The organism is Thiocystis violacea (assembly GCF_016583575.1).
Classification (GTDB): domain Bacteria; phylum Pseudomonadota; class Gammaproteobacteria; order Chromatiales; family Chromatiaceae; genus Thiocystis; species Thiocystis violacea.
The window spans coordinates 48058-65788 of sequence record NZ_NRRG01000011.1 but is presented as its reverse complement, the minus strand read 5'-3'; the positions used below and the strand labels follow the sequence as shown (position 1 = coordinate 65788).

General features: G+C 62.8%; 10 protein-coding genes. 1 reads left to right on the top strand and 9 read right to left on the bottom strand.

The features are described from left to right. Positions 1-621: 621 nt before the first annotated feature. The 4 genes from CKO27_RS07690 to CKO27_RS07675 form a co-directional block, all read right to left on the bottom strand. Positions 622-3147: an alkaline phosphatase family protein gene (locus tag CKO27_RS07690; protein WP_200374294.1), complete on the bottom strand. Its 2526-nt coding sequence runs from the start codon at positions 3145-3147 to the stop codon at positions 622-624. Between the two features lie 116 nt (positions 3148-3263). Beyond that, positions 3264-4262, bottom strand: a complete 999-nt coding sequence (locus tag CKO27_RS07685) for a sulfotransferase family protein (RefSeq protein ID WP_200374293.1) — start codon at positions 4260-4262, stop codon at positions 3264-3266. A 104-nt stretch (positions 4263-4366) separates the two neighbouring features. Then, a complete protein-coding gene (locus tag CKO27_RS07680; RefSeq protein ID WP_200374292.1) occupies positions 4367-8641 on the bottom strand; it encodes a Calx-beta domain-containing protein in 4275 nt (1424 codons plus the stop codon). A gap of 161 nt (positions 8642-8802) precedes the next feature. Beyond that, positions 8803-12315, bottom strand: coding sequence for a Calx-beta domain-containing protein (locus CKO27_RS07675; RefSeq protein ID WP_200374291.1), 3513 nt, complete (start codon positions 12313-12315; stop codon positions 8803-8805). 376 nt (positions 12316-12691) lie between these two features. On the opposite strand from CKO27_RS07675, the gene CKO27_RS07670 reads away from it, so the two are divergent. Further along, on the top strand, positions 12692-12904 hold the full coding sequence (locus tag CKO27_RS07670; RefSeq protein WP_200374290.1) for a hypothetical protein: 213 nt from the start codon (positions 12692-12694) through the stop codon (positions 12902-12904). A 117-nt stretch (positions 12905-13021) separates the two neighbouring features. Here the strand turns inward: CKO27_RS07670 and kdsB are convergent, their stop codons facing one another. From kdsB to CKO27_RS07645, 5 genes are read right to left on the bottom strand one after another with little or no spacing between them, the layout of a single operon-like run. After that, a complete protein-coding gene (gene kdsB, locus CKO27_RS07665) occupies positions 13022-13789 on the bottom strand; it encodes a 3-deoxy-manno-octulosonate cytidylyltransferase (protein WP_200374289.1) in 768 nt (255 codons plus the stop codon). Next, positions 13782-14765: a tetraacyldisaccharide 4'-kinase gene (lpxK, locus tag CKO27_RS07660; RefSeq protein ID WP_200374288.1), complete on the bottom strand. Its 984-nt coding sequence runs from the start codon at positions 14763-14765 to the stop codon at positions 13782-13784. The genes kdsB and lpxK overlap by 8 nt, the downstream gene beginning before the upstream one ends. Positions 14766-14774: 9 nt before the next feature. Next, positions 14775-16559 (bottom strand): lipid A export permease/ATP-binding protein MsbA, encoded by a 1785-nt coding sequence (gene msbA, locus CKO27_RS07655; protein ID WP_200374287.1) that lies wholly within the window; start codon positions 16557-16559, stop codon positions 14775-14777. Continuing rightward, positions 16556-16984: an ExbD/TolR family protein gene (locus CKO27_RS07650; RefSeq protein ID WP_200374286.1), complete on the bottom strand. Its 429-nt coding sequence runs from the start codon at positions 16982-16984 to the stop codon at positions 16556-16558. Before CKO27_RS07650 ends, msbA begins: the two co-directional genes overlap by 4 nt. Continuing rightward, positions 16981-17610, bottom strand: coding sequence for a MotA/TolQ/ExbB proton channel family protein (locus tag CKO27_RS07645; protein WP_200374285.1), 630 nt, complete (start codon positions 17608-17610; stop codon positions 16981-16983). Before CKO27_RS07645 ends, CKO27_RS07650 begins: the two co-directional genes overlap by 4 nt. Positions 17611-17731: the final 121 nt, after the last annotated feature.

The window sequence follows — 17731 nt, the reverse complement described above, 5'->3', positions numbered from 1 at the left end:
TTTACATCGTTGCGTCATTTGAGATGTCTCCGATTGACATCGTTGTTGTAATCCGGCGTCGCGGATGCTCCGCCATTGGCGAGTCGTCCTTGAGTGATTTGAGCCGCGTCGCGGTAAGCGGGTCCATATCGGCATGGACCCCGCGCGAACTCAGCGGATCGAGGAAAACGGAAATCGAGGGGTGCTTCGAGTAGTTTTGGTGTCTAAGTAGATATTGCTTATTGGCCGATACCATCGAACTTGGAACATCGGCGAAATCAGAGCCAAGAGTTCATGTTTTCCGCTCGTGGGGCTTAGCCCCGATTCGCGAGTCACGATAAGGGAGAACCCTATAAGTGGGAACCCTTTATACCGCCTCGATTGCGCGAGGTCATTTATTTTAAGCACCTAATTAATCAGGTATTTTTTCAAAAATGAAGTTTTTCAAAAATCCCGCATCTAATGTTCAAATATTTCGCAGTCATGAAGGAAGATTCGGGTTAAGCCTAATCCGAGGGCTATCCTGGCATGAAAAATGACCAATAAAAAAGGCCCGACCAAAATGGTCGGGCCTCGCAAAAAGAGTCTTGGGGAATTCGAGCGACCGCGGCCCAATGGCCCCAGGGTCGCTCGGGTGAGCGGCTAGCGAATCGTGAAGCTGAACTGATTCCTGTGATAGCGAGGAAGCCCGGAATAGGTGCCGATCGTCCCGTCCTCGACCCGGATCATGGCGGTGCTCGTCCCCACGACAGTCGGCGTACCACTGATCACACCCGTTTGGGGATTGAGCGTCAGACCCGCGGGGAGTTGCCCGCTTTCGAGGAACCAGCGGTAGTCGCCGCTACCGCCCCAGGCCGTGAGCGGCTGTGAGTAGGGAATGCCAACCCGGCCAGCGGCTGGCCACAGAACCTTGAATGCCACGGATTTCTCGGCGATTAGCTGCTTGGCCAGCGTCTGCTTGACATCCGCGAACAAGGGATCGAGATGCCGGCTCTCCTCCTCATAGGGATCATTCGCGAGATCGTAGAGCTCTTCCTCGCCACTAGCCTGGAGAATGTATTTCCATTGTTCCGTGCGCAACGCCGCCCAGGTGCAGTGCGGTCCGGACGCGCCATTGCCCCAACTCTCGACCAGGAAACGATCGCGCCAGGTCGGGCTCTGACCGGTGAGCAAGGGACGCAGACTCGCCCCATCGGACGCGAGAGCGCTGACGCCGGCGATGTCCATGATGGTCGGAGCAAGATCGAGATCGGCGAGCACCATGCGATCGTTCTCCACGCCGCTGTCGATGCCCGGACCAAAGGCGATGAAGGGTACCCGCAACGACTCCTCGTAGCCGATGCCCTTGCCGGATAGACCGTGCTCTCCCCACTGATAGCCATTGTCCGACAGGATCAAGAAGACGGTGCGGTCGGCCAGGCCCTTGGCCCTGACCTTCGCCACGATCTCATCCACTCCACGGTCCAGGGCCTGCAGGGAACGCAACTGGTCGCGATGGAACTCGTCGTCTGGCGTCTTGGCGTCTGGAAAGCGATTCGGATCCCTCACCCACGAAGGCTTGTCGCTCAGGTCGGTTTCACCCCAGGCACGGTCGCGATACTCGAAATCGGAGAAGAGAGTCTCGTCTCCATCCGCCGGCGTGGCGGGCGCATGCGGCGCGTAAGCCGCCCAGAAGATGAAAAATGGCTCGCTGCCGACGCCGTCCAGGAAGGACAGAACCGTATCGCGATGGAAATCCGTGACGTACTCCGAGATCGGCCCAACGATCTGGCCGACGGACGACTGCGCGTCGCTACTGCCATCGGTGATCGTAAAGCCGGTCCAAGGTAAGGTAGAGCCTTGATTGTTGGCCATCCAGCGTGTCCAGCCAGGCGGCACATAGGTCTTGCGGGTGGGATAGCCAGAGAGGTACTTCCCGACATAGAGCGTTTGATACCCGGCCTGCTGAAGTCGCACGGCGATCGTGTCGCGGTCGTTGTAATTGGCGAACGGCGCGATGTTGATATTGTTGCTGATCACCCCAGTATTGGAGGCCCGGAATCCACCGGACAACATACTGGTACGCACCGGCTCGCACACTGGATAGGAGACGAAGGCATTCGAGAACCGAACCCCCTGGGAGGCCAGGGCCTCGATATTGGGCGTGCTATCCATGGTGTCCCAGCGCTGATCGTCGGTCAGGATGACGACAATGTTCATCCGATCGTCCACCGGCGGTGGAGTCGTCGCGCAGGTTCCCAGGGTCGAGAGGTCGAAGGGGGTGCTGACCGGCACTGCCTCGCGACCCACGTGAACCTGGGTGCCCACCGGCAAATCGGTTCCAAAGCACAGACTCGTTGCACTCGGGGCCGCGAAGCTGAAACCGTCATACCATGGGCTGCCGACGTTGAGCCGGTAGTTGAGCCGCTGGTTTCCCTCGACCAGTTCCAGGAGATCGCTGGACTCAAGTGAAACGCGCGTCGCGCTCTGAAGCGGCGCACCGGCGTTCAGGCTTCCCGCGTAGGTCTGGATCGTCGCAAGGCCGCCCGCCAACGCCCTTAGGGTAAAGGCCCGACTGGCGCCTCCCCCGCAGTTGTCCTCCCAGAGATAGAGTCCGGAGTTGGTCGCGCCGTCCAAGGTCGGCGCGCCACAGACGATCGGCGCCGTCTCCACCGGGCAGGGCTCGAAGGTTTCCAGATTGAACGGCGCGCCTATGGGCGTGGCGTCGGGACCCACCCTGATCTCGGTGCCAGGCGGCAGATTGGCGCCAAAGCATGAATTCATCCCGCTGGGCGCGACAAGATTGAAACCGTCATACCAACCGCTGCCGACGGTCATCCGATAATTGAGCTGAAGCGCCCCCTGAGTCAGTTCCAACAGGTCGTTGGACTCCAAGGACAGCGGACTCGCCCCCAGCAGGGCCTGATCCGCGTCGATGCGACCATCGTAGGTCAAGACCCTCGCCTGGCCGCCAGCCAAGGCGCGCACGGCGAAAGTCCGGGTGGCGCTTTCGCAGTTCTCCTGCCAAAGATAAAGCCCCGTGTCGGTCGAGACGTTGTAACTCGGGGCTCCACAGGCGTCGAGTCCCTGAGCGAAGACCGTTCCGGAGAGCCCCCAGCCGATCAGGATCACCCAAACAAGCACATCCTGAATACGCTTGAGCCACCGCCATCCTTTACACTCACTCATATGTTTCACCCCATGCGGCTATCGAATAGAAACGAACGGAATCATTGCCTGGACATGGCGTCATCGTGGAATACAAACCACGGCGCGCAAGAATGTCACGCGGCATATCCCAACCCTCAGGCGCATTTCCTGGAAAAACCGATCGCATGCGTCTTGCTGAAAATCGCCAGCCTGCGCTTCACTCGGTACAAACCATGTCGGAGTTGTTCACGTAACAGCAACCAGCGCCAGTCACCGCCTGAAACCTCGCCCTCCACCTCATAGCCCCAGTAACGAAGATCCTCCTGCTGTACGTGATGAATCAAGGACAGTTCCCTGTCCGAAAAAGTGGCGCGCCATGCCTCGGTTCGACTCGGGTCGATCGCATCCTTGGATTTGGCCATCCATGATTGTCTGTAATAAGCCTCGAACCTGGTCTCGACTTCATTCGCGCTATCCATCATCCCTGGCTGGAACTCCTCGCCGAGGAAGGCGCAAACCCGGCTAATGACAACCTTGGGGCTGGAAACCAGATCCTCGTATCGGATCACGAGAATACGCTCGTCGTGATCGCGCATCAGCCGCATCAAACGCCGACTGTCCTTCCGCCAGATCAGCGCCGCGCCAAAAAGGTTCTGTTCCCAATTCTGTTTCTGAAGTCGACTGCGTGTAACGGCCCGCCCATCACGCACTATCGCGATCATGGGCGCATTGGGAAACAACGCCATGATCATGTCGGCGGCATGCAGATGATGAGGGGTCTTCTCGCCCCAACGCGGTTTGCCCGAGGGCTCGTTGAGAATGACCATCAGACGGACGAACATCTCTTGGTAGCTAGAAACATTCTCCAGCAAACGCGGCTTCAGTCCTGGAATGCTGGATAAACCCAGCATGGATGCCGACCGGGTGGCAACATACAGATCGAGAAAGCGCGTCGCCCAGATCTCACGGAAGGGTCGCTTCAAGAAGCCATAGAGATTGAGGTAATAAAAGAAGTCGGTCTCCGGCGGAATGAACAACCGCGAGTGTCGGTTCAAGATCTGCACCAGCAGGGTGGTTCCCGATCTGGGAGAGCCGATCAGGAAGAACGGCTCGTTCGATTGAGCTGGCATGGCGTGTCGCGGCGAATCGAGCATGTCGAGGAAACTCCGGCATTAGGTCAATATTCGGTCGAGCGTCGATGCGAAACCACTGGCTGGCCTGTCTCGGTGGAGACAGGCTCAAGCCAGTCTGTATCGCGTCAAGGCGTACAGACCCCGAAACCGGGGATTCCCACCGTCCGATCCACCGGCTGACGATCCGCCCCGGCGAACACCGGAAGCGTGGTCGGCGAGGTCAGGTCAAAGCAGGCGCTCGCCCCCGAAGCCAGGGTAAAGTTGATGCCGTCCTCGAAGGTGCCGCCCACCGCCAGCTCGAAGACGATCCGGTTCGCCTGACTGGTGTTGAGCACGTCGTTGGCCTCGATCGAGAAGCCGCTCACCGCCGCGAACGCCTGGCTGGATTCGATGCTGCCCAGGTGACGCGGATATTGCGGATTGCTCCCACCGCTGATACGCAGGTGCCAGACGTCGGTGCCGCAGTCGTTCCAGAGGAAGGCCGCCCGATCCGTGGTGGTGCTGTAGCTCGGTGCGCCACAGGCCGGCCCGCTGCCGCCGTCATCGTCCAGGATGGTCCCCGTGCCGGTCGCGCTGTTGCTGACCGGGCTGCTCGCCGTCAGGGTGAAGCTCTCCGTGCCCTCGGCGATCGTGTCGTTCAGGATCGGCACCGTCACCGTCGCCGTGGTCTGACCGGCCAGGAAGGTCAGCGACCCCGAGGTCGCGGTGTAGTCACTGCCCACCACGGCACTGCCGTTGACCGTCTGGTAGGCCACGGACACCGAGCTGCCGCTCGCCGGCGCCGGTGACAAACTCACCGTGAATTCCGCCTGCTGGCCCGTCGGTCCCTCGTTCAGGCTGAGGTTAGCGATACCCAGGGTATGGGTCGCCCCCCCGGTGCAGACTCCAAAGCCAGGCAGCCCCACCTGGGCAGTCACCGGCTGACGATCCGCCCCGGCGAACACCGCAAGCGTGGTCGGCGAGGTCAGGTCAAAGCAGGCGCTCGCCCCCGAAGCCAGGGTAAAGTTGATGCCGTCCTCGAAGGTGCCGCCCACCGCCAGATCAAAGGCAATCCGGTTCGCCTGACTGGTGTTGAGCACGTCGTTGGCCTCGATCGAGAAGCCGCTCACCGCCGCGAACGCCTGGCTGGATTCGATGCTGCCCAGGTGACGCGGATATTGCGGATTGCTCCCACCGCTGATACGCAGGTGCCAGACGTCGGTGCCGCAGTCGTTCCAGAGGAAGGCCGCCCGATCCGTGGTGGTGCTGTAGCTCGGTGCGCCACAGGCCGGCCCGCTGCCGCCGTCATCGTCCAGGATGGTTCCCGTGCCGGTCGCACTGTTGCTGACCGGGCTGCTCGCCGTCAGGGTGAAGCTCTCCGTGCCCTCGGCGATCGTGTCGTTCAGGATCGGCACCGTCACCGTCACCGTCGCCGTGGTCTGACCGGCCAGGAAGGTCAGCGACCCCGAGGTCGCGGTGTAGTCACTGCCCGCTACGGCACTGCCGTTGACCGTCTGGTAGGCCACGGACACCGAGGTGCCGCTCGCCGGCGCCGGTGACAAACTCACCGTGAACTCCGCCTGCTGGCCCGTCGGTCCCTCGTTCAGGCTGAGGTTAGCGATACCCAGGGTATGGGTCGCCCCCCCGGCGCAGGCCCCGAAGTCAGGGAGTCCTACTTGCGCATTCACCGGCTCGCGCGTCGCCCCGGCGAACACCGGAAGCGTGGTTGGCGAGGTCAGGTCAAAGCAGGCAGTCGCCCCCGAAGCCAGGGTGAAGTTGATGCCGTCCTCGAAGGTGCCACCCACCGCCAGATCAAAGGCAATCCGATTCGCCTGACTGGTGTTGAGCACGTCGTTGGCCTCGATCGAGAAGCCGCTCACCGCCGCGAACGCCTGGCTGGATTCGATACTGCCCAGATGACGCGGATACAGCGTGTTACCCCCGCCGGTGACGCGCAGATGCCAGACGTTGGTGCCGCAGTCGTTCCAGAGGAAGGCCGCCCGATCCGTGGTCGCACTGTAGGTCGGGGCACCACAGACCGGGCCACCACCGCCACTGTCGTCATCCAGGATGGTGGCCGTGCCGGTCGCGGCATTGGTGACTGTGCTGCTCACCCCCAGGGTGAAGGTCTCCGTGCTCTCCGGGGTGCTGTCGTTCAGGATCGGCACCGTTACCGTTTTCGTGGTCTGCCCGGCCAGGAAGGTCAGCGTCCCCGAGGTCGTGGTGTAGTCGCTGCCCGCTAGCGCGCCGCCGTTGGCCGTCTGGTAGTTGACATTGACCGACTCACCCGCGCCCGGCGCGGGCGAGAGGGTTACCGTGAACCCCGCCTGCTGACCCGTCGGCCCCTCGTTGACGCTGACATCGTTGACGGCCAGGGTATGGCTCGGAGACGCGCCGCCCTCGCCCTCCGTGAGTTCGACCACCTGGTTCGTGCTCAGACCGGTGAAATGGTCCACCACGCCGCTCGGCCAATGCACCTCGATGTCGACCTGCTGATTGGAACCCAAGCCAAAGTGGATGCGACGGAAGTCCTGCGCGTTTCTGTGCGTGCCGTTCGCCTGCTCGCGCATCTGGATCTGGCCATCCGGGGTACTGGCGTACAGCACGGCGCCGATGCCGTTGGCGTTCGAGACCAATCCATCAAGGTCGATCTGAATCCAGCGATTGCCGCTGCACTGGTTGCGAAACAATTGATGGTTTGCCGCGTAGGCAAAGGGTGCCGGGTAGCCCCCCTGGGCGACGAAGAGATCCAGACAACCATCGCGGTTGTAATCGACGCTGGTCACGACATCCGTCTTGCCCAGCAGACTTCCAGCCGCGCCACCGGCGCCACTCGCCACCCGGAAGGTTCCGTTGCCCTGATTGTCGAACAGTAGATTGGCCACGTTGGCCACCGGCCCGGTGGCGCCGACATAGACGTCCACATCCATGTCGTTGTCGAAATCCCCGGAGACGACCGAACGGCCGTAGGTCTGGATCATGGAAACCGGATCCAGGAAGGTCTCGCTGTTGGTCGTGCGCCGGAGCACGCCGTTCTCGTTCTCGAACAGGATGGGGGCCAGGGTATTGCCCTGGGTCGTGCCGACCGAGCCGAAGGGCTGCGGGACCGAGATGGCGTTGGCGATCGCCGACACATTGAGACTATGGTCGAGATTCACGACCCGGATGTGCCAGCGACTGTCCTGATAACCGATGTAGATTCCCTGGGTCCGACTGGCGGGCAGACCGATCAGATTCGGGTCGCTCGTGGAGAGCGTGAGTTGCACCCGATGCGGCCAGGCATTGGGCGGCGTCAGACCGGGATCGGAACCGCTCGGGGGCGCGACCCCATTGGCGCCCAGCGAGATATTGCCGGTCTCGGTTTCCCAGCCGAAGCTCACCTGAACATCGCCGGTCGCCGTGAAGGAGAAGCCGCGCTCGGTGCTGGACGTCGGGAGCGTGGACTGAATCCGGTCGCCCTGCTCCAGCCTGACCGCCGCAGCCACGTTCGGCGGGGACGGAACGGCGAAGATATCGGGCCGCAGATCCCCGTTGAAATCGGCGATCGACAGATCAAAGGGGTAAGCACTGTAGATATCGTTACCGATCGCGTTACGCAGATCGGTGAAGGGAATGCTCGTAATGTCGTAGATAGCGCCGATTTGCGAGGTATTACCGCAGATCAGGGCCGTCGCCGCATCCGGACCATCGGGCGACAGCATGAGGTTTTCGCAACTGCCCGCGTTGAAGCCCGTCTGCGTGGAGACGTCCTCGAACAGCCCAGGGCTCTGGCGGAAGAGCGCGGATGGGTATTGTCCGGCCAATTGCAGGGCGCCAATGACGACATCCAACTCGCCATCATTCTCATAATCCAGCCACAAGGGCGTGCGGCCCCGTGCCCTGGGATAATCGACGCCGTAAACCTGGCCTTGCTCGCTCAGGACGCCGCCGTTATTGACGAAAAGGTTGTTACGCCATTCCTCGCTGATTGGGGTTTCACCACTCGCCTCGCCGGCGCCACCACCGCAGGCTTCGAGCAGATCGTCGTCGCCATCGTTGTCGAAATCCGCCCAGGAGGCACCGTGGGTATCGTCGCGATAATGAGCACTGGCGTTGATCACGGAGGTATCGATCACATTGGTGAAAGACAGGGCGCCGTTACTACGCAAGAGCGCGCTAGGCGTGTATTGGTGCATGCCAAGCCACAGATCCGGAAAGCCGTCTCCATTCAGATCACCCCAACTCGCCCCCCAGGTTTCGCCGCCCAGATCGATCAATGGATTTCCAGAGGCATTCCGGGCCTCGACGAATTGATTCGAGGCGATGTCGGCTAGGGCGCACAAGGGCATCCCAAGCGCGACGATTCCCGCGATCAGCCCGCGGGCATGGTGTGTCGGACGTTCAGCCACCCGTGGAACGCAGACTGGGCGCTCATCGGTCATGATCGATACTCCATTTGGCTTCGAGCGAAGTGTTGTTGGATGCGTTGGCCGATCCTCGCGATCGACCAGGGGTGGCCATCGGCCGGCCCTGCCGGCGGTGACCACCCCTCCTCCGATGGCCCGCTAGGATCCTCGGGCGTTTACCGTCCCTGCTCCAGCAACTAAGGCGTGCATACCCCAAACCCTGGAATCCCGACCTCGGGATCCACCGGCTGACGATCCGCCCCGGCGAACACCGGAAGCGTGGTCGGCGAGGTCAGGGCGAAGCAGGCGCTCGCCCCCGAAGCCAGGGTGAAGTTGATGCCGTCCTCGAAGGTGCCGCCCACCGCCAGATCAAAGGCAATCCGATTCGCCTGACTGGTGTTGAGCACGTCGTTGGCCTCGATCGAGAAGCCGCTCACCGCCGCGAACGCCTGGCTGGATTCGATGCTGCCGAGGTGACGCGGATATTGCGGATTGCTGCCACCGCTGATGCGCAGGTGCCAGACGTCGGTACCGCAGTCGTTCCAGAGGAAGGCCGCCCGATCCGTGGTGGTGCTGTAGCTCGGCGCGCCACAGGCCGGCCCGCTGCCGCCATCATCGTCCAGGATGGTCCCCGTGCCGGTCGCCGTGTTGGTGTCGGCACCGCTTACCTCCAGCGTGAAGCTCTCCGTGCTCTCGGCGACCTCATCGTTCAGGATCGGCACCGCCACCGTCTGCTCGGTATCGCCCGCCAGGAAGGTCAGCGTCCCCGAGGTCGCGGTGTAGTCGCTGCCCGCCAGCGCGCTGCCGTTGACCGTCTGGTAGTTGACATCGACCTGCTCACCCATGCCCGGCGCGGGGGAAAGGGTCACCGTGAACACCCCCTCCTGACCCTCCGGTCCCTCGTTCACGCTGAGGTTCTGGACACTGACCGTATGGCTGGCCCCCCCGGCGCAGACCCCGAAGCCAGGCAGCCCTACCTGGGCATTCACCGGCTGACGATCCGCCCCGGCGAACACTGGAAGCGTGGTCGGCGAGGTCAGGGCGAAGCAGGCGCTCGCCCCCGAAGCCAGGGTGAAGTTGATGCCGTCCTCGAAGGTACCGCCCACCGCCAGATCAAAGGCAATCCGATTCGCCTGACTGGTGTTGAGCACGTCGTTGGCCTCGATCGAGAAGCCGCTCACCGCCGCGAACGCCTGGCTGGATTCGATACTGCCGAGGTGACGCGGATATTGCGGATTGCTGCCACCGCTGATGCGCAGGTGCCAGACGTCGGTGCCGCAGTCGTTCCAGAGGAAGGCCGCCCGATCCGTGGTGGTGCTGTAGGCCGGGGCGCCACAGGCCGGCCCGCTGCCGTTACTGTCGTCGTCCTGGATGGTGGCCGTGCCGGTCGCGGCACTGGTGACCGCGCTGCTCACCCCCAGCGTGAACGTCTCCGTGCTCTCCGGGGTGCTGTCGTTCAGGATCGGCACCGTCACCGTTTTCGTGATCTGCCCGGCCAGGAAGGTCAGCGTCCCCGAGGTCGTGGTGTAGTCGCTGCCCGCCAGCGCGCTGCCGTTGCTCGTCTGGTAGTTGACATTGACCGACTCACCCGTGCCCGGCGCGGGCGAGAGGGTCACCGTGAACTCCGCCTGCTGACCCGTCGGTCCCTCGTTCACCGTTACGCTGTTGACCGCGAGGCTGTAGCTCGGGGACAGATCGCCGGTTCCCTCGGTGAGCTGAACGACCTGATCCACGCTGAGTCCGGAGAAATAGTCCTCCTCGCCACTCGGCCAATGCACCTCGATGTCGACAAGTTGATTGGAACCCAGACCGAAATGGACCCTTTTGAAGTCCTGCGCCTTTTTGTGCATGCCATTGGACTGCTCCCGCATCTGAATCCGACCGTCCGGGGTATGGGCATAGATAATGGCGCCGATACCGTCCCGGTTGGACGCCGTGCCCACCAGGTCGAGTTGGATGCAATGGTTGCTGTTCGCCGTGGTATTACGGAATAGCTGGTGAATGCCGGCGTAGGAGAAGGGCCGGAAGTGATGCCCGTTGGTCACGTACATGTCCATCCGGCAATCCTGGTCGTAGTCCGCCGTCATCACCGCCTCGGCCTTGCCGAAGGGCATCTGACCCTCGGCACCGCCCGCTTGGGGTACGGGCACGAAGTTTCCGGTGCCTTGATTCATGTAGAGGACGTTAGGCAGATTGGAGAGCTCGCCGGTACAGGCGAAGTAGACGTCCAGATCCATGTCGTTGTCTAAATCCGCGGCGGCCGCCGCGTTGCAGGAGCGGTTGACGGCCTGCACTCGACCGGTGGTATACACCAGCTCGTGATTCTGGTCCTGAAGGTACAGGAGCACGTTGCCGGTGGTGCCCTGCCCGACCTTGGTTCCGCCGACGGCGGTAACCTGGGACAGGCTGGTCTGCGCCGAGACGACCATCCCGATGTTCCAATTGTTGATTCGTGAGAAACGCACCTGCCATTGGCCATTGACGTAGCCGATGTAGACGCCCTTGGTATCGGCGGCATTCGGGGTCATCAGCCCAGCGGCCTGGGCCTGCGTGAGGGTAACCACGACATGATGGGGATCGCCGTGACCGACACCCTGTTGCGGCATGATCGGCAGATCGGTGTTCAAGGCCGGATTGGTGCCGCTGGCGCCGATGAAGATGTTGGCGGGCGCGGTCCACCAGTCGAATTCGAAGGTTACGTTGCCGCTGGCGGTGAAGTTGAATCCGCTGTTGTAGGGAACATTGGTGCCGAACCAACCATGCAGGGTTCGCCCATCGACCGTGCTGACCAGATTGCCGCCGTAGTCGGCGCCCCAGAAGGTCGGCGCCATGATGTCGGTACGCAGATCGCCGTTGAAGTCGCCGATCGCCAGATCCGCCGGATAGCGATTGAAGATATCGTCACCGACGATCGAACGCAGGTCTCCGAACGGAAGTGTCGTGGTGTCCCAGATCCGACTGATCCTGGAGGCATCGCTACAGATGAGATCCAGCACCCCGTCGCCAGACAGTTCCGCCATCATGGCGGACTCGCAGGCGACATCATTGACGAGATCGACGCCGGTCGACTCGTCGAGGACGAAATTGGGATTGCCGCTCAACAGATCCTGGCGAAAGACCGCCGTCGGCGTCCGATAGGCCGCGTAGTTGTCCCGCGCCGTGACCAGGGCATCCAATCGGCCGTCGTTGTTGTAGTCGAAGAAGAGACCGCTCCGTCCGCCGGTCGGTGGCCGCCCACTGCGATTCCAGGTCGTCGGATAAAGGAACCCGAGCTGACCCGACTGGTTGGTAAGATTGCCCGAGCCGTCATTGACCCACACGGGGAAAACGTAGCCGGCGCCGGTCACCTCGAGCACGTCGGCGTCGCTGTCGTTGTCCCAATCGGCCGTGGTCATGCCATGGGTGTCGACGAGGAGCGAGGGTTGGTTGAGCAGAACCTGCTCGGCCAGGTCGGTAAAGCCACGGCCGCCAGGCGCGCCTGGATTGGCCTGATTGAAGAACACCGCGGTTGGAGTGTACTGGTGCTTATTCTCGAAGAGGTCGGGAAAACCATCGCCGTCGAAATCTCCCCAGCCGGAGCTAAAGGTCTCTCCGGATTCCTCTATCCCCGACGTCGATGTGACATTGCTGAAGCTGATCTGGGCGACGGCTGGTAACGCGCCAACGGTCAATAGGGCGAAGACCAAACATCGGCCATCGAGCCTGCTCATGAACGATGATGAATACACATTGAACCTCGCATTGCGTGTAACGGCGTTCCAAAAGGACCGAGCGTCCTCCTACAGGATCGGAGAGGCGCCAGGGGGTATGACAGCACCCCAGCCAAAGCAAGGAACAAGCCGCATGTGTCCTCATTCGGTGGAACAGTCGCCCAGTCGTCCCACGAAAACCAGCGTGAATCCCTGGCCACCGCATCAACTATTATTAGTTATCAATCTCTTGCGAATCGATTACCGATCATCCGAAGGGTGCCGCACGCGCGCGAAAAAACGCCCATGATCGGCCCGTCCTAGCAGGCGTGAACCTAAATCCGGCCATTGGAACCGCAAAGGCTTAAGGACACTCAGAAAAACCAGGATGTATTTGATGCGCGTCGCTCACCCTTCCGGCAAGTGCCGACACAAGGACAAGACATTGAAAAATTCGAATTATTTGCGTTCTTCGCGGTTCAACCACAAGTTCCAGGTTGAGCGAAGTCAGGAGGCGAATTCAGCGGGGTTGATCGAGGAATCCAGCGAGATGGATGCCGGCGGCGACTGGGTCGCGTGGCCTGCGAGAAGCGAAGTGTTAAAAGCCTGATACAACTTTACGCTGTTGGCTTGGGTCGAGAGTATTCACGGATCGTTGAGGACGCTTCATCTCGATGTCGGCCATCCGAACAAACCGATCGCCGACATCGAGTGGCCGCGGGAGCCGTCAATCGGCGGCGAGATAGCTGACGACCCTCGCCAGATCGTCGGCCGTATCCACGCCCGGCCCCGGCGTCTCGGCCGCCAGTCCGACATGAATCGACTCGCCATGCCAGAGCGCGCGGAGCTGTTCCAGCGATTCGGCGATTTCCAGCGGGGATGGTTCAAGCGCGATGTAGCGTTTCAGGAAGGCGACCCGGTAGGCGTAGAGCCCGATGTGCCGGAGAAAATCGACCGATTTCGGCAGGTTGGCGCGCTTGCCCATGAACTCGTCGCGATGCCAGGGAATCGGCGCCCTGGAGAAGTAAAGGGCGAACCCGGCGGCCGTGATCGCGACCTTGACCACATGAGGATCGAAGAGGGTGGCGCTGTCGCGGATGGGATGGGCCAGCGTGGCCATGCCGACGCCATCGAGTGCGCGCAGATTGGCGGCGACCTGATCGATGAGCGCGGATGGCATGCAGGGCTCGTCGCCCTGGAGATTGACGACGAGGGTATCGTCGTCCCAGCCGAGTCGCTCGATCACCTCGGCGATCCGATCGGAACCGCTGCGATGACCAGGATCCGTCAGCACCGCCTCGACCTGGATGGCCGCGCAAGCCTTCTGAATCCGTTTGTCGTCCGTGGCGACCACCACCTCCTCGGCCGCGCTCGCTCGCGCGCGCTCCACCACGCGCGCGATCATGGGCTTTCCGGCGATCTCCAGCAGGGGCTTGCCCGGCAGGCGAGTGGATCCGTAGCGGGCGGGTATGACGACCTTGAAGCCTTTATCCATGACTGAAACCATTGAGTTTGGCGAGTAGACGGGCCTCGAAATCCGGATCCAGCACCGCCTCGACCGGGAGATACCAATGATCCTCCTCGGCGAAGGCGGCGCATTTGACGGCGTCCTTCTCGGTCATGATGACCGTGCGCCCCCGCCAGCGCGCGCCGTCGGCCTGGGTATAGGGATGGTGATCCGGAAAGGGGCCGCGTTCAATCACAAGACCGGCTTCCTCCAGCAGACCGAAGAAGCGCTCGGGATGACCGATGCCGGCGACCGTGAGGATCGGCCGACCGCGAAACCCGGCCAGGGCGCGGCGACGCTCGGGATACTTGAGGTTCACCGCCTCGGTCGGGATCAGACGCATCGCGGAGCCTGGCCCCTCGCCATCCTTGTAGAGCACCAGATCCACGCTGGCCAGCCGACCGCGCGGCTCACGCAGTGGACCGGCCGGCAGACAACGCCCATTGCCGAAGCCGCGCGTCCCATCGATCAGGACGATTTCCAGATCGCGCGCCAGTCGATAGTGCTGGAGACCATCGTCGCTCACCAGGATATCGCAGCCGCCCTCCTGGATCGCCAGACGGCCCGCCGCCACGCGATCGGGACCGGCCACCACCGTGCAGCCGGAGCGGCGCGCGAGCAGCAGCGGCTCGTCGCCGAGTTGATCCGGATCGCTGTCGGGCCAGACGCGCTGGGGCCAGTGCGCGGCCCGACCGCCGTAGCCACGGGTGATGATCCCCGGCGTCCAGCCCAGTTCCTTGAGCAATTCCACCAGAAGCAGCACCAGCGGCGTCTTGCCGGTGCCGCCCACGCTGAGATTGCCGACTAGGATCACGGGAACGGGCAGACGTTCGCTGTCGAACCAACCCCTTTGGTAACCGAGCCGCCGCAGCCATACGATGGCGCAATAGATCCAGGACAACGGCAGGAGCAGCCAGGAGATGGGGTGACGCCCGTACCAGATGGGCGTGGGGTCGATGCTCATGCCCGACCCTCAGGACAGCGCGGGCGGCGTTTCGGGCAGATCATGGAACTGCAACCGATGCAGCCGGGCGTAATAGCCGCCGAGCGCCAGCAGTTCATCATGGCGACCCTGCTCGACGATACGCCCGTCCTGCAGGACGAGGATGCGGTCGGCGTTCTCGATCGTGGAGAGCCGGTGGGCGATGACCAGGGTGGTCCGGCGATCCATCAGCTCGCGCAGCGCGGCCTGGATGTGGCGCTCGGCCTCGGTGTCCAGGGCGGAGGTCGCCTCGTCGAGGACCAGGATCGGGGCGTCCTTGAGCATGGCGCGGGCGATCGCCAGACGTTGGCGCTGACCGCCGGAAAGCAGCACGCCGTGATCGCCGATCAGGGTCTCGAAACCCTTGGGCAGCGCCTCGATGAACTCCAGCGCATGGGCGCTGGCGGCGACCCGTTCCAGCTCGTCCAGGGTCGGAGGCTCGGCGCGACCGTAGGCGATGTTGTTGGCGATGCTGTCGTTGAAGAGCACCACGTCCTGGCTCACCAGCGAGATCTGGGCGCGCAGGCTGGCCAGGGTCAGGTCGCGGATCGGGACGCCATCGATGAGGATCTCGCCGGCCGTCGGATCGTAGAAACGCGGCAGCAGACTGGCGATGGTGCTCTTGCCGCTGCCGGAGCGCCCGACCAGCGCGATCTTCTCCCCCGGCTCGACGATCAGATCCAGATCGCGCACGGCCGGGGCCTTATCCTCGCTGTAGAGGTGACTCACGCCGCGATATTCGATCCGCCCCTCGGCCCGCGCCAGGGTCCGCTGGCCGGTATCCGCCTCCTCCTCGGAGTCGATCAGCTCGAACAGACTCTCCGCCGCGATGATGCCGCGCTGCAACTGGGCGTTGACCGAGGTCAGACGCTTGACCGGCGGCAGCAGCAGCCCCATGGCGACCACGAAGGACATGAAGGTTCCGACCGAGAGGTTTTCCTTCAATCCCTGCATGGTCGAGAGATAGACCACGACCCCGATGGCCGCCGCCGAGATCAACTGCACCAGGGGCACGCTCGCCGCCTCGGTCGCGATCATCTTCATCTGTAGCGAGCGGGTTTTCTCATTGATCCAGTTGAAGCGCGCCGCCTCCCTGGACTGACCGCCGAACGCCTTGACCAGCCGGTGGCCGTCGATCACCTCCTGGGCGACATGGGTCAGGTCGCCGACGCGATCCTGGATCCGCCGGCTGTGACGACGGAAGCGCTTGGTGGCGTACTTGACCGCGCCGGCCATGACCGGACCGATCACCAGGAAGATCATCGAGAGCGCCGCGTTCAGATAGAGCATGAAGGCCATGAGGCCGATCACGGTAAAACCGTCGCGCACCAGCGTGGTGACCGCCGAGGTCGCGGCGTTGGCGACGTTCTCGACGTTGTAGGTGAGCTTGGCGAGCAGGTGCCCGGAGCCATGGTTGTCGTAGAAGCGGGTCGGCGCGCGCAGCAGATGCTCGAACATCCGCTGACGCAGATCGGCCACCACCCGCCGTCCGACCCAGCTCAGGCAATAGGTATTGATGAAGCCGGCGATGCCCCGGACCAGGAACAGCCCGACCAGCAGCCAGGGCATCAGACGGACCATCTCGATGTTCCGATCGACGAAACTGCCGTCGATCAGCGGTTTCATCATGGCCGCGAACAGGGGCTCGGTGGCGGCGAAGATCAGCATCCCGAGGATGGAGACGCCGAACATCCGCCAATAGGGCCGGACATAGCCCAGGAGGCGCCGATAGATGAGTTTGGCGTCGGCGGGCGAGAGGGACGGATCCTTCGTCATGGAGCCTCGCCATCGGGTCGGGTCGCCGCGAAAGCGATGCGGTGCAGACCCGCCTGACTGGCCGCGTCCATGGCGGTCATGACCGCCTGATGCGGGGTATTGGCGTCCGCCTGGATCAGCACCGGCATCGTCGTGTCCTGGCCGCGCTGCTCGATCAGCACCCGTGCCAGGGCCGCCGTCTTGATGTCGACGAGCTCGATATCGTTGACGAAAAATCGGCCAGCCCGGTCGATGACAATCTGGATCATGTCCGGCTCCTCGGCCGGAATCTCATCGCCCTGGGCCTGCGGTAACTGTACCCGCAGACGCGCCTCGTCCTTGAAGGTGGTCGAGACCATGAAGAAGATCAGCAGCAGAAAGACGACGTCGATCAAGGGTGTCAGATTGATGTCGGATCGCTCGCGACGGCGGGGACGCAGATTCATCGGGCCAGCTCTCCCGACGCCTCGCGCCGCCCCTTGAGAACCTCGACCAGGCGTAGGGCCTGCTCCTCCATGTCCATGGCGAGACGGTCGACCTTGTTGTCGAAGAAGCGATGGAACATGAGCGCCGGGATCGCGACCGAGAGTCCGGCCGCGGTCGTGATCAGCGCCTTGGAGATGCCGCCGGCCAGCACACCGGCATTGCCGGAGCCCACCTCCATGATGACGCCGAAGACGTCGATCATCCCGAGCACGGTCCCGAGCAGGCCCAGCAGCGGCGCGACCGAGGCGACGGTGCCGAGGGTGTTGAGAAAACGCTCAAGCCTGGCGACCACATGACGGCCGGAATCGTGGATGGCCTCCTTCATCACCGCGTGCGAATGATGGCGATTGATCAGGCCGGCGGCCAGGATCCGCCCGAGCGGCGAGCTGTCGCGGATCTCCAGGATCAGGTCGTCGGTCAATGCCTTCTCCCGATGCAGTTGCCAGATCCGCGCGACCAGGTTCTCCGGCATGATGCGAGCGCGACGCAGGGTCCAGGCCCGTTCGATCACGATCGCGGTGGCGATGATCGAGCAGGCGATGATCGGCACCATCAGCCAGCCACCGGCATAAATCAAATCAAGCAAGGAAGGCCCCCCTCTAGACGGGTTGTTCATGCTGGAGCCCCCGCCGACGGCGAAGCCTCCAGAAGCGCTCATGATACTCGAAGCGCGTCGCGGCGCGCGTCCATCACGCCAGACGCCGCGC

Excerpts from the sequence above, each read along its gene's own strand:
- CKO27_RS07690 (WP_200374294.1), bottom strand. The coding sequence starts at position 3,147 with ATGAGTGAGTGTAAAGGATGGCGGTGGCTCAAGCGTATTCAGGATGTG.
- CKO27_RS07685 (WP_200374293.1), bottom strand. The coding sequence starts at position 4,262 with ATGCTCGATTCGCCGCGACACGCCATGCCAGCTCAATCGAACGAGCCG.
- CKO27_RS07680 (WP_200374292.1), bottom strand. The coding sequence starts at position 8,641 with ATGACCGATGAGCGCCCAGTCTGCGTTCCACGGGTGGCTGAACGTCCG.
- CKO27_RS07675 (WP_200374291.1), bottom strand. The coding sequence starts at position 12,315 with ATGAGCAGGCTCGATGGCCGATGTTTGGTCTTCGCCCTATTGACCGTT.
- CKO27_RS07670 (WP_200374290.1), top strand. The coding sequence starts at position 12,692 with ATGCGCGTCGCTCACCCTTCCGGCAAGTGCCGACACAAGGACAAGACA.
- kdsB (WP_200374289.1), bottom strand. The coding sequence starts at position 13,789 with ATGGATAAAGGCTTCAAGGTCGTCATACCCGCCCGCTACGGATCCACT.
- lpxK (WP_200374288.1), bottom strand. The coding sequence starts at position 14,765 with ATGAGCATCGACCCCACGCCCATCTGGTACGGGCGTCACCCCATCTCC.
- msbA (WP_200374287.1), bottom strand. The coding sequence starts at position 16,559 with ATGACGAAGGATCCGTCCCTCTCGCCCGCCGACGCCAAACTCATCTAT.
- CKO27_RS07650 (WP_200374286.1), bottom strand. The coding sequence starts at position 16,984 with ATGAATCTGCGTCCCCGCCGTCGCGAGCGATCCGACATCAATCTGACA.